Below are 13,095 nucleotides of genomic sequence, written 5' to 3'. Positions count from 1 at the left end.
TCGCGTCCGGCTTCAACCAAACGTTTCACCATGTGTGAGCCAATATATCCTGCACCACCAAGTACTAATACTGCCATTTTGATTTATTCCCCTACTTCGATTTGCTTAATAAACTTTTCCAGACCATCTTGCCCAGATTGATCATTTTTGAAGACGCCTGCATCCTCAAGTACCCGACTGAAAATCTGTCCCACACTTTGTTGCACGATATGGGTCACATTATTCGCGTTAATCACTTCAGATTGCTTCAAAGTATCTGCCCATGCTTGATGTTTCTCTGCAATGTTATTATCATTGCCTAATAAATATTGCGTAACTTCAGCTAATTCTGCTTTCAAACGTGGCGGTAAAATCGCTAACCCCATCACCTCAATCAAACCAATATTTTCTTTTTTAATATGTTGGACGTCTGGATGTGGATGAAAAATACCGTCTGGAAAAGTGTCAGATGTGTTATTATCACGTAATACAAGATCCACTTCATAGTGGCCACTTCGAAATCTAACAATTGGCGTTACCGTGTGGTGCCGTTCACCATCATCACCATACGCACGAATTGAAAGAGGGGCATCATCATAATTTTGCCAAGCCATCATAATTTTATCAGCGGCATTTAGTAACTTTTCACGATCATCGTCGATTAAGCGTATGGTTGTCATTGGCCAATTTAAAATACCCGCTTCATGTAAATCACAACCTGCAATAGTAATTTTTTCTTTCATAACTGCTTTTGCCATTGGTAGTTCATAACGACCAGCTTGAAAATGGTCATGTGATAAAATTGAGCCACCGACAATTGGTAAATCCGCATTCGATCCAATGAAATAATCTGGAAATTTAGACACAAACTCTAATAATCGTGATAAATTTTCGCGATCAACATGCATCGGGCGAAGATGTTCAGAGAGCACAATAGCATGTTCATTGAAATAAGCATAAGGCGAATACTGAAAATACCATTTTTCGTGTCCCAATGTTATCGGAATAACCCGATGATTGGTGCGCGCTGCATAATCAAGACGTCCCCAATATCCTTCATTTTCTTTTGCCAATTGTGATACGGGATATTGTGATTGTTGTTGGTTTTTATTTTTCAAAGCAGCCGCAATCGCTTTAGGATCCTTTTCTGGCTTGGATAAGTTAATGGTAATTTGCAGTGTACCATATTGTGTGTCTACCGGATAAGAAATATTTTGACTGATTTCACGTGTTTTAATGTAATTACTGCGTTGGGATAAATCAAAGAAATAATCAGTTGCTTGTCGCGGAGATTGCTGATAGTGCTCCCAAAACATTTTGCGAACCTGTGATGGCCTTGGTACGATAAAGTTCATGAGTTGCGCACCTAGTATATCAGTGTTCATTTGACGCAACGCTAATGTCCCATTTTTTTCGGCAACAGCTGTCAGCTGATCTAGTAACGCTAGGGTCGTTACACTGTCATCATCTACCAAGCGAGGCGCCGTATTATGATTTGTTTCACCAACTAATCCCATAATTTGATTGACCAAATAAATTTCGTCATCAGTTGTATAATCAGATTCTGCAATGATTTTTTTTGCGAATGCTGTGAATAAATCAATTTCCGCCATTATGCTTCTCCCGCTACTTCACCTACCCAGTGTGCCCCATTGCCAATATTAGCGACATAAAATGATGGTGCATAGCCAACAACTAATTCATATTGGCGTCCCACTGTTTCTTCCAGCTGCGCAACAGCATCGCGATGAACTAATGCAATCGCACAGCCACCAAAACCTGCTCCAGTCATGCGCGCGCCAAGTACACCATCAACCTGTTGCGCTGTTTCGGCCAAAGTATCTAGTTCGATACCAGTAACTTCATAGTCATCTTTTAACGATTGGTGCGAAGCATTCATCAATTCACCAAATTCCTTAAGATCATCATTTTTTAGTGCCTTTACAGCCACCTTGGTGCGTTCATTTTCATAAACTGCATGCCGTGCACGCTTACGCAAGGTTTCGGAGGATAAATTATCAGCATATTTATCAAATGTATCACTATCGAGTTCACCTAAATATTGAATCGGTACATATTTTTGCAATTGATATACAGCTTCTTGTGTTTCACGAACACGCTCGTTGTACTTTGAGTCCGCTAATTCACGACGTTTATTCGTATTCATGATGACAACTACATAATCACCCAAATGAATAGGCACCATCTCATAAATCATCGTATTAGTGTCAAGGTAAATTGCCCGATCCTTTTCACCAAAACCAATTGCAAACTGATCCATAATGCCTGTGTTAACGCCAACAAAGTCGTTTTCTGCTCGTTGACCACTGGCAACCAATTGCAACCTTGGAATCTTAAGTTGGTACAATTTTTGAGCGACAACGCCAATCAATAATTCCAATGATGATGACGATGACAAACCTGAACCATTTGGAATATTACCTTCGATGACTAGTTCAAAACCATTTTCAAACTGATTACCATACCCTCTAAGAGCCTGTAATACACCTTTAACAAAGTTACCCCAAGATGCGTGAGGTAATTTGTCTTCATTATCAATATCAAAGGTGATCACACCTTGTTCTGGAAAATTAGTTGAATAAATTTTGACATCACGATCTGATCGCAATGCCGCTACGCCATAAGTTCCTAGCGTAATTGATGCTGGAAAGACATGACCGCCATTGTAATCAGTATGTTCACCGATTAAATTGATGCGACCCGGTGAAAAAAATTTATCACTTGGCAAATGGTGAAATTGACTTTCAAAAACCTGCGTTAATTTTGTGTAAGTATCAGACATTTCAATCTACCTTTCTTACTTTAATTCGTTTTCTTGGACTTTAAAATATCTAACTGATGAGGTAAAATCTGCTTGCTCAATCGGCGCATTATATAAACCAATTGACATCAACTCATCCCCAGAAAAACTTTCTTGTGTGGTTTGATCAACATAGAGCGCCTCGGGCAGCAAGTGGCTCAAATTTGTAATGTTAAACGCTGGTTGCGCCGTTGATAACACACGATAATTAAACAAAAGCGCCTCTGTTTTATCTTCATTCACAAATTCCCAAGCAGTTTCGTTGCCCTCAAACGGACTTTTAATGCGATAAAAATCACCATATTGAATCAACTGCCGTTGTTGCTTATAAAATGAAATTTGATCTTTAATCTCACTTTTTTCTTCATTAGCTAACTTAGCTAAGTTTAATTCATATCCGAACACACCCGCAGTCGCAACATCGCCACGCACTTTCAAACTCGTCTTGCGACCAGTTTGATGATTAGGAGATGCCGAAACGTGAGCGGTCATGCTTGAAACTGGATAACTCAATGTTGTACCATATTGAATTTTCAAACGCTCAATAGGGTCTGTATTATCAGATGTCCATGACTGTGGGAAATAATACAGCATACCGGCATCAAAACGACCGCCACCACCTGAGCAACCTTCAAACAAAATTTGAGGATATCGGCTGGTCAAACGATTAGCCAAATCATATACACCTAACATATAGCGATGTGCTACTTCACCTTGACGATCAGCTGGCAAAGCAGTCGAATAAACTTCCGTCAGATGACGATTCATATCCCATTTAATGTAATCAATTGGCACATTGTCCAAAATAGCCACCATTTGATCAAAAATATTGTCCACGACTTCTGGTCTTGAAAAATCCAGTACATATTGATCTCGACTGGGTGTCATGACACGCTCTGGAATATGTAGTACGTATTCTGGATGGGCGCGATACAGGTCAGAATTTTTAGAAATCATTTCTGGTTCAAACCACAGTCCGAACTTCATTCCTTTGTCATGCACTTTTTGTGACAAACCATTTAATCCACCACCATCTTTTAATTTGGCTGTGTACTCAAACCAATCACCTAGTGAACTATCATCGTCATCACGATGACCAAACCAACCGTCATCTAAGACAAACATTTCAACACCTAGTGGCGCAGCCTCATCTAAAATTTCTTCAATTTTTTCGGCATTGAAATCAAAATAAGTTGCTTCCCAGTTGTTGATAACAATGGGACGTTGTGCGTACTGGTATTGTCCGCGAGCCACACGTTCCCGCAAAAGGTGATGATAAGCTTGTGACATACCATTAAGGCCCTCATCCGAGTACACCATCAGCGTCTCTGGTGTTTGAAAACTATCTTCTGGTGTGAGTTCCCAAGAAAAGCCTTCTTCATTAATACCAGCTAAAATGCGCAACTGATCAACATAATCTTTTTCTACGGTAAATTGATGATTGCCAGAGTAAACTAACTGAATGCCGATCGCCTCGCCTTGATTTTCTGTCGTGGTCGGTGCAACCAAAGCAATAAATGGGTTCATGTGGTGTGAACTGGTACCACGATGACTTGCAAACGTCGTTAACCCTTGACGCAATGCTTGCCTTTCAATGCTTCGCTCACGAACATGAGCACCCGGCAAAGAGATAACTTCCAAATCATTGGCAGGTAAATCCAATTGGAGCGACGCGATTTTTTCAATTTTCACATTTTCGCTAGATAAGTTTTTGAGGTTGCTCCAGCGTGTTACAACTGGCCTGTCCGCATAAATTGTGTAGTATAAAGTAAGTTCGACATTTAAAGTAACATCTTCCAACACAATTGCTAAAGTTTGCGCCTCGTCATCAGATAATACGTAAGCATGTGGTAAATCGCTTAAATTTGTTTTACCTTTTTCAATTGCGTACGATTTAAAGCGAAAATCAGTAGCTTCGGCACCATCTACGCCCCGTAATTTGATAGCAGCTTGTCTAAAATCGCCTGTATCATAACCACTATACTCTTGTAACAACGTATCTTTTGAAAAACGACGGTCTGGTTGATGAGGTTCTCCAGCTAAGTTAGGTGAAAAACCGCGATCTAATCGTTGATAAAGACGAGAACCATGATAGCCTGATACCTTTTTGCCAAAGTACAAGTGGCTCAATACCCCACCATCTTCGATTTGAATCAAGTAAGACACCTGCTGATTTGATAGATGAAAAACTTGTTGTTGTTCATCAAAAAAAATGTTTGCATTAGACATTTGCTTCCTCCAAGAAAATATTTACTAAATTACAAACATAGTTTACCACCTATTTACTAAAATGTAAACGGTTACTTATTTTTTTGAACGTTTCTCGATAATGTAGTTGACTGGGAATTGTTGCCCAAATTGGCCAAGTTCTCTCTCCTCTAGCCAGTTCACAGGCTTGACTTATAGCAGTTTTGCCGATTGCGCTGGGATGTAATTCAACCGTAGTCAGCGCTGGCACCAGATATGAAGCTAACTCCAAATTATCAAAGCTCACCACATCAATGTCTTTCCCGGGCTCAATGCCTTGTAGCTTCAATGCATTAATAGCGCCTAATGCAATTGGATCTGACGCCACCAACAAAGCATCCAATTGAGGCTCCTCTTCCAATAATTTTGTTGCACCCAAGCTGCCAGTTTCTGCATGCCATGTTCCAGTATGAAAATGAGGGGTAATACCATGATTCTTGGACCATTCCTCATATATCTCACTACGTACGTCTTCCAGATTAGTTGTTGTAGTACCGTCAAGAGCTGTCAAATCATTGATGCCACCGATGAAGCCAATTTTTTGTCGACCCGCTTCATATAACTCGTTCAAAATTCTAACTGTCATTAACCGCAATTCAGGATTAACCGCATCAATATCATTGTAGTGGTCTTTTGCATCAACTAAAACGATACTGCTATTGATTTGTTTTAGTTGATTCACTGCGCTGGGGGTCATATCCCCAAGTACAATAATGGCATCGTAATGGGCGAATTCAGCCAATTTCAATCCTTGATTGATACGGATAACTTCATCAACCACAATACCACGCTCATGAGCACCTTGGACAATACTCAAATAAATTTGGCGCCAATAGGAATCATTTGCTTCGCGTGTTTCAGAAAAGACCGTCAAAACTGCAATATGAAGTGTTTGAGCAGTCACTTCTTTTTTCGGTTTCTTAACATAATTAAGACGCTGTGCTGTATCAATAACCTTGCGTCGTGTTTCGTCTGATACAGATAACGTCATATCTTGATTTAAGACACGTGATACCGTACTTGCCGAAACATCTGTTGCTGCCGCGATGTCTTTTATTGTAACCATATATTCTTCCTCAACTCGTCAATGTTGTGATATCAGTCTTTATCACAGTAAAGGTTCTTTTATTATTTTACAACAAATTGCGATAAAATACTTTTTACTAAATATTTAGTAAAAAGTATTTCTTTTTCTTTTGAAAGCGCTTACTATTAACTGTGTTAGCTGATATCGAAAAGGAGAATACAATTATGAAGTCTAACAAGCAATCGATGACCTCTCGCGTTTCCTATGCGTTTGGTGCATTCGGTAACGATATGTTTTTCGCTACATTGTCAACTTATTTCATTATGTTTGTGACAACACACTTGTTTAATAGTGGTAACGCTGCACAGAATGACAAAATGATTAGTTACATCACGTTGATTATCTTCCTATTGCGTTTCGTTGAATTGGCAATTGATCCATTTATTGGTAACGCAATTGATAATACAAGCACTCGTTGGGGTAAATTCAAGCCTTGGGTGGTTGTTGGCGGTACTGTCGGTTCTATTGCCTTAATTATTTTGTTCACGAATATGGGCGGTTTGAACAAATCAAATCCACTGCTTTACTTAATCATCTTTGGTTTTATATACATCATTATGGATATTTTCTATTCATTCAAAGATATTGGATTTTGGTCAATGATTCCTGCGTTAACATTTGATTCTCGTGAACATGAAAAAACAGCCACATTTGCTCGAATCGGGTCAACTATCGGTGGTAATTTAGTTGGTGTAGTCGTCATGCCACTTGTTCTTTTCTTTTCTTTGAATTCAAATGGTGGCACGGGTGATACTCGTGGCTGGTTCTGGTTTGCTGTGATTGTTGCAACTATCGCTTGGTTAAGTGCCGTAGCTGTTGGTATCGGTACCAAAAAAGTCGATTCAGATCTTCGTAAAAATAAAGAAAAAACCACTTTCAAAAAAGTTATTCACATTTTAACTCATAACGATCAATTGATGTGGATTGCCCTCTCTTATGGGCTCTACACAACTGGGGTTACACTCGTCAACTCGCTGGAACTGTATTACTTTACTTTTATTTTGGGTAATTCATCTGCTTTCTCAATTTTTGCTAGTCTCAATATTGTAACTGGCTTGCTGTCTGTCTCACTATTCCCAAAGTTAGCTGATAAGCTTAACCGTCGTAATCTCTTCTTCTGGTGCATTTTGACAATGATCATCGCCTTGGTTTTGTTTGTATTTGCTGGTCAATCATTGCCAATGGTCTTAATCGCTGCTGTACTGTTCGCTATTCCACAGCCCCTAGTCTTCTTGGTTGTCTTGATGACCATTTCCGATTCTGTTGAATATGGTCAGCTTAAGTTAGGCCACCGTGATGAATCACTAACATTGTCAGTTCGACCATTGCTAGACAAGCTAGCTGGTGCCATTTCAAACGGTGTCGTAGGCTTAACAGCTGTTGCTGCTGGTATGACAACTGGTGCCACTGCTGCTTCTGTTAGCGCTTCAGGTCAAGTTACTTTTAAACTCATTATGTTTGGTTTGCCAATTGTTATTATTTTAATTGGTACGTATGTATTCTATCTCAAGGTCACATTAACAGAAAAGAAGCACGCTGAAATTGTTGATCAATTGGAACGCACTTGGGGTAAGCAATTAGCTGATGATTCTGAAAACCCTGTCACGACATCAACAAAAATTGAAGCTGGTGCGCATGACTACAACGCACCAATCGCCGGTGAGCTTGTTGATTTAGCATCAGTAAATGATCCTATATTTGCCAATGGCGCGCTTGGTCAAGGATTTGCTATTAAGCCTTCTGATGGTCGCGTATACGCACCATTTGATGGTACCGTTAGAATTGCCTTTTCTACTCGACACGCTGTTGGACTTGTCTCTGATACTGGTGTCGTAACATTAATCCACATTGGTATTGGGACGGTAGCTATGCAAGGTACTGGCTTCGTGACTTACTTTGAACGTGGTCAACACGTCAAGCGTGGTGATTTACTCATTGAGTTCTGGGATAAAGCTATTAAAGATGCTGGATATGATGATACAGTTATTGTTACCATCACTAATTCTAGTGCCGATGACACATTGACATTAAAGAAACCACTCGGAAGCTTAGTCGATAAAGACGATGTCATTTTGACGCTTGAAAATAATGGCTAAAATACCGATCATATTATAATACGTAACAAAAGGCCTAAAGTCATATACTTTAGGCCTTTTGCATCTTTAAAATTATATTTGATTGAGATGTGACTCAATCCATTGCCACACTTCATCTTTACCATATTTCGTTTCCGATGAGAAAAATTGAAAATCACTGTCTTCTTCGTCAAAACCAAGTGTGCGCTTGATATTTGATTCATATTTATTAAAACGACTGCGTGATATTTTGTCTGATTTGGTCGCAACAACCAAGATTGGAATATTGTAATAATGCAACCATTCGTACATAGATATGTCATCATCACTAGGATCATGGCGGGCGTCAACTAAGCTGATTACACCGCGTAATTGCTTGCGTGATGTGATGTACTCTTCAATCATGTGACCGAACGCTTCGCGTTGCTTCTTTGATACTTTCGCGTAACCATAACCAGGCACGTCAACGAAATATAATTGGTCTTCCACATTATAGAAGTTCAACGTTTGCGTCTTCCCCGGTTGTGATGATGTTCTGGCAAAGTTTTTGCGGTTAATCAATGTGTTGGTCAATGACGATTTACCGACATTTGAGCGACCAACAAGGGCAATTTCAGGTTTACCATCAGTTGGATATTGGGTGGCTGAGACGGCGCTCATCACCATTTCAACATTATGCACGTCCATCAGTTAAGCCTCCCTTTTAAGTTGTAGCTCTGGTTGCTCACCTTTTTCAACACTTGCTTCGGTGATAATGACTTTCGCCACATCATCACGACTTGGGATATCATACATGACATCCTTCATGACGTTTTCAATGATTGAGCGTAGGCCACGCGCGCCAGTATGGCGTTTGATGGCTAGTTTGGCCATTGCTTCTAATGCATCTGGTTGGAACTCAAGTTCAACATCATCTAAGCCCAAAAGTGTTGTGTATTGCTTAATGAGCGCGTTTTTAGGTTCTGTCAAAATGCGTGCCAAGTCAGCCACTTTTAATTCATCTAACACGGTCACAATTGGCAAACGACCAATAAATTCTGGAATTAAGCCAAACTTGGTCATATCCTCTGGTTGCACATGGCGAAGAATATTTTCGTCATTGAGGGCAACTGCGTTTTCATTAGCGTCTGAACCGAAGCCGATGACTCGTTCACCCAAACGTTCCTTGATAATCGTGTCGATACCTGCGAAAGCACCACCAACGATAAACAAAATGTTGGTCGTGTCAACCTGAATTAACTCTTGTTGCGGATGCTTACGACCACCTTGGGGTGGCACGCTGGCAATGGTTCCTTCTAGCATTTTAAGCAACGCTTGTTGGACACCTTCACCAGAAACGTCACGCGTGATTGAAACATTCTCAGATTTCTTGGCAATTTTGTCAATTTCATCGACGTAAATGATGCCGTGTTCGGCTGCCTCGACATTGAAATCAGCTGCTTGCAACAACTTCAAAATAATGTTTTCAACGTCTTCACCAACATACCCTGCCTCAGTTAAAGTGGTGGCATCAGCAATGGCAAATGGCACATTCAAAATACGCGCCAAACTCTGCGCCAAATATGTTTTTCCTGAACCAGTTGGTCCGATTAAGGCAATGTTTGATTTTTGTAATTCAACGTCCGTGGTTGGTGCAACATTTTCATTGATACGCTTGTAATGATTATAAACGGCGACAGCCAACGTCTTCTTAGCGTCTTCTTGACCGATGACATAATCGTTTAGCTCAGCCACGATTTCATGTGGTGTTGGCAATGATAAGACTTGGGCCGCTTGCGAGGTGGTTAATTCTTCTTGAATAATGTTTTGCGCCAAAGCGACACATTCGTTACAAATATAGACACCATTTGGTCCCGCAACAATATTTTTAACTTCACTGGCAGATTTACCACAAAAACTGCAATGTACTTCTTCTTCAAAATTTGGTGTATTCGCCATTATTTTCCCTTTTTGATTGATCTTTTAATATCAATAATATTTTAGTTAAACAGTATGATACTATTATACTATTTTATAGTCTTCTTACAAACCATACTAACTTTAATTCTACTAAAATAAAAAAGCACCTCAACCTGAAGTGCTCTTAAAATCAAACTCATTTATACTGCTTTAGCAGAGTCAGTCACTTTCTTAATGACTTCACGCATCGCAATGTCATGCTTCAACAATGAATCTGACAAAGTTGCACGTACTTGTGCAGCGTCCATGTTGTATTGTGAAGCCAAGTTGTTGATTTCTTCAGTAACTTGTTCTTCTGATGGTTCAATACCTTCTGCTTTAACAATTGCTTCAAGTACAAGGCTAGTCTTAACGCGAGTTGCTGCGCCGTCTTCGAATTGCTTGTGCAAATCATCTTCAGTTTGACCTGAAATTTGGAAGAACATTTCACGAGAAATGCCTTGTTGTTGCAATTGTCCCAAATATTGATCGATTTGACGATGAACATCTTCATCAATCATAGCATCTGGAATCTTGTCACCGTCGATTGAAGCATTGTCAACTGCCTTAGTGATGACTGCGTCTTCAAATGCTTCTTTAGCACTTTCAGCTTTAGTTTCAGCTAACTTCTTAGCAGTCTTTTCTTTCAATTCTGCCAATGTTTCAACTTCTTCATCGACATCCTTGGCAAATTCGTCGTCCAATTCAGGCAATTCCTTGCGCTTCAATTCATGAATCTTAACTTCAAACAAGGCTTCCTTGCCAGCCAAATCAGCAGCTTGATAGTCTTCAGGGAACGTAACATTAACGTTCACATCTTCACCTGCTGTGTGACCTACCAATTGTTCTTCAAAGCCAGGAATGAATTGACCTGAGCCCAATGCCAATGAAAAGTCGTTGGCTTGACCGCCATCAAAATGTTCGCCATCAACAGAACCATCAAAGTCAATAACAACAGTATCGCCGTTTTCTGCCTTAACTGATTCTTCTTGCAAAACAAGTTCTGCTTGTCCTTCTTGCAAACGCTTGATTTCGGCATCAACGTCAGCGTCAGTCACTTCTTCATCTTGAGCAGCAACTTCAAGGTTCAAATAGTCACCCAACTTCACTTCAGGTGCAGTTGTAATTTCAGCTTTCAAAGTCCAAGCTTCACCCTTGTTCATTGAGACTGGTTCGATATTTGGACGACCAACTGGTGTCACACCAGCTTCGTCAACAGCTGCTTCATAAGCGGCTGGCAAAACAATATCCATTGCTTCTTGATACAAAGCTTCTTCACCAAACTTTTGGAAAAAGAGTTGCTTTGTCACTTTTCCTTTACGGAATCCAGGGATTGAAACCTGATTTTTATTACGTTGGAAAGCTTTATCCAAACCTTCTTCAACTGTTGCGCGTGAGATTTCAAATTCTAATGTGCCTTGGTTTTTTTCATCCGCGGCTGGTGTCCACTTAGACATGTTATTTCCTCCGAGTTTTCAATACTATCTAATTTTAGACTAAATTTACGAATATCACAACTATTTTGTCGTGAATAAGCATCTAAATTTTACCATTTAAGGTTACATTGCTTTTTTTAACGATAATACAGCATACAATCCAGCTGCAAATAGCATGGTTAGCCAAGTTGAACCAACTGTGTCTGTGACCAGTGTTACTTGTTGCAAACCAAAATACACGGCAATACTAATCACCCAAGTGATGTAGGCCCGAACATTGAAACCAGCTTGATACCAGTATTTCCCATCTATTTTGCTAAATTGATGGGTGTCATAATTTTTACTACGGACACAGAAAAAATCAACCAGTAGAATAGCAATTTCAGGTCCTAAAATCATCCCCACCATATCTAAAAACCAAATAAACGTGTTGATAAACCCACCAAAAATAAATGGAATAAAGCTCATCAACGTGGCAATGATGGTAACAATCCAGAGCGATGGTGTCAGCTTAATTTTTGGCAAAATATTATTGAACGCTGACCCCGCTGCCATTAAATTAACCGCATTTGCTGTGGTTGACGTCAGCATAATCACAATCAATGCTAAGACACCCAGTCCCAACTTTGACGCAACAGTTGAGGGATCAGAACTATCTGGATTAAACGCATTTGTACTGACAGCAGCGGCAATCGTAGTTAATGAGCCAACAATGGCAAACCAATACAGACCAAGCGTTGCACCAATAAATGGCGCCTTGGTTGCAGATGATTTATTTTTTGAAAAACGCGTAAAGTCCGCTGCCGCCGTCACCCATGCCAAATTAAAAGCCGCAAAAACGTCAATAGCAGTTCCAAATGATAGATGTGCTGCAGTTGGTGCATGCCAAGCTAAAATTTGTTGTAATGATACTTCTCGCAAGACCACGATAGTCTCCCAAATGACCAAGGCAATCACCAAAATGATACCAATTCGTTCAATTAATCGAATGGATTTTTGACCGAGAGAAATTGAAATCAAATGTAAAATTCCCATAATCGCAACACCAACGACCATACCTTTGATACCACCGGGCTTAAAATTGGTCGAACCAAAAATATCAGCCAATAAGTAACTAACAGATATTGCTGCAATATAGGTATTAACCGCAGCCCAGCCCATAAATTGCACCACGTTAATCAACGATGGTCCGATTGAACCGCGAACTCCAAATGCTGGTCGCATCAAGTTCATTGTTGAGGCGCGCACCTTGTAGCCCATATAACCAACTAATGCCAAAAATACATAAGCGAGTGGCCCACTAATTAAAATGACACCCAAAGCACCACTCAAACCAAGCGCCGCAATAACACCGCCAATATACCAAGTACCATTGTTTGCATTCGCACCAATCCATGTTGCCAATTGATCCCAGAAACCCATCTGCGCGATATGCCGGTCATTATCGACTTTTATCCCCTGACTCTCCATATTTGCCTCCGTTTTAATGATAATACAATTAGAATTATCATA

At 40.1% G+C, this 13,095-nt stretch carries 10 protein-coding genes; 1 reads left to right on the top strand and 9 read right to left on the bottom strand.

Features of this window, described 5'->3' with window-relative positions:
- From IEU71_RS02500 to IEU71_RS02480, 5 genes are all read right to left on the bottom strand, one after another.
- Window positions 1-77, bottom strand: a 77-nt coding sequence (locus IEU71_RS02500) for an NAD-dependent epimerase/dehydratase family protein (protein WP_188349627.1), incomplete at its 3' end; no start/stop codon positions are given.
- A gap of 6 nt (window positions 78-83) precedes the next feature.
- Window positions 84-1,592 carry a UDP-glucose--hexose-1-phosphate uridylyltransferase gene (galT, locus tag IEU71_RS02495; RefSeq protein ID WP_004910420.1) on the bottom strand — a complete coding sequence of 503 codons (1,509 nt, stop codon included), beginning with the start codon at window positions 1,590-1,592 and terminating at the stop codon, window positions 84-86.
- Window positions 1,592-2,782: a galactokinase gene (locus tag IEU71_RS02490; RefSeq protein ID WP_004910421.1), complete on the bottom strand. Its 1,191-nt coding sequence runs from the start codon at window positions 2,780-2,782 to the stop codon at window positions 1,592-1,594. Before IEU71_RS02490 ends, galT begins: the two co-directional genes overlap by 1 nt.
- 15 nt (window positions 2,783-2,797) lie before the next feature.
- Window positions 2,798-5,029, bottom strand: a complete 2,232-nt coding sequence (locus IEU71_RS02485) for an alpha-galactosidase (RefSeq protein WP_004910424.1) — start codon at window positions 5,027-5,029, stop codon at window positions 2,798-2,800.
- A 49-nt stretch (window positions 5,030-5,078) separates the two neighbouring features.
- Window positions 5,079-6,113: a LacI family DNA-binding transcriptional regulator gene (locus tag IEU71_RS02480; RefSeq protein ID WP_004910426.1), complete on the bottom strand. Its 1,035-nt coding sequence runs from the start codon at window positions 6,111-6,113 to the stop codon at window positions 5,079-5,081.
- A 185-nt stretch (window positions 6,114-6,298) separates the two neighbouring features.
- Here IEU71_RS02480 and IEU71_RS02475 point away from each other — a divergent pair, with 185 nt between their 5' ends.
- Complete coding sequence (locus IEU71_RS02475) at window positions 6,299-8,230, top strand: sugar MFS transporter (RefSeq protein WP_004910427.1); 1,932 nt, start codon at window positions 6,299-6,301, stop codon at window positions 8,228-8,230.
- Window positions 8,231-8,302: 72 nt separating this feature from the next.
- Here the strand turns inward: IEU71_RS02475 and yihA are convergent, their stop codons facing one another.
- From yihA to IEU71_RS02455, 4 genes are all read right to left on the bottom strand, one after another.
- Window positions 8,303-8,896, bottom strand: coding sequence for a ribosome biogenesis GTP-binding protein YihA/YsxC (yihA, locus tag IEU71_RS02470; protein ID WP_004910429.1), 594 nt, complete (start codon window positions 8,894-8,896; stop codon window positions 8,303-8,305).
- A 3-nt stretch (window positions 8,897-8,899) separates the two neighbouring features.
- Window positions 8,900-10,147 (bottom strand): ATP-dependent Clp protease ATP-binding subunit ClpX, encoded by a 1,248-nt coding sequence (gene clpX / locus IEU71_RS02465; RefSeq protein ID WP_004910432.1) that lies wholly within the window; start codon window positions 10,145-10,147, stop codon window positions 8,900-8,902.
- A 161-nt stretch (window positions 10,148-10,308) separates the two neighbouring features.
- Window positions 10,309-11,604, bottom strand: coding sequence for a trigger factor (tig, locus tag IEU71_RS02460; protein WP_004910434.1), 1,296 nt, complete (start codon window positions 11,602-11,604; stop codon window positions 10,309-10,311).
- A gap of 102 nt (window positions 11,605-11,706) precedes the next feature.
- The gene (locus IEU71_RS02455) at window positions 11,707-13,053 is read right to left on the bottom strand and encodes a cytosine permease (RefSeq protein ID WP_004910436.1); all 1,347 of its coding nucleotides are present in this window, start codon (window positions 13,051-13,053) and stop codon (window positions 11,707-11,709) included.
- Window positions 13,054-13,095: the final 42 nt, after the last annotated feature.

It is taken from the genome of Leuconostoc falkenbergense (assembly GCF_014634805.1).
Lineage (GTDB): Bacteria > Bacillota > Bacilli > Lactobacillales > Lactobacillaceae > Leuconostoc > Leuconostoc falkenbergense.
Note: the sequence above shows the minus strand (reverse complement) of the source record. Positions and strands in the feature narration are given on the sequence as shown.

Coding starts and splice junctions, on each gene's coding strand:
- clpX (WP_004910432.1), bottom strand. CDS start 10,147: ATGGCGAATACACCAAATTTTGAAGAAGAAGTACATTGCAGTTTTTGT.
- IEU71_RS02455 (WP_004910436.1), bottom strand. CDS start 13,053: ATGGAGAGTCAGGGGATAAAAGTCGATAATGACCGGCATATCGCGCAG.
- yihA (WP_004910429.1), bottom strand. CDS start 8,896: ATGGACGTGCATAATGTTGAAATGGTGATGAGCGCCGTCTCAGCCACC.
- IEU71_RS02475 (WP_004910427.1), top strand. CDS start 6,299: ATGAAGTCTAACAAGCAATCGATGACCTCTCGCGTTTCCTATGCGTTT.
- IEU71_RS02490 (WP_004910421.1), bottom strand. CDS start 2,782: ATGTCTGATACTTACACAAAATTAACGCAGGTTTTTGAAAGTCAATTT.
- tig (WP_004910434.1), bottom strand. CDS start 11,604: ATGTCTAAGTGGACACCAGCCGCGGATGAAAAAAACCAAGGCACATTA.
- IEU71_RS02485 (WP_004910424.1), bottom strand. CDS start 5,029: ATGTCTAATGCAAACATTTTTTTTGATGAACAACAACAAGTTTTTCAT.
- IEU71_RS02480 (WP_004910426.1), bottom strand. CDS start 6,113: ATGGTTACAATAAAAGACATCGCGGCAGCAACAGATGTTTCGGCAAGT.
- galT (WP_004910420.1), bottom strand. CDS start 1,592: ATGGCGGAAATTGATTTATTCACAGCATTCGCAAAAAAAATCATTGCA.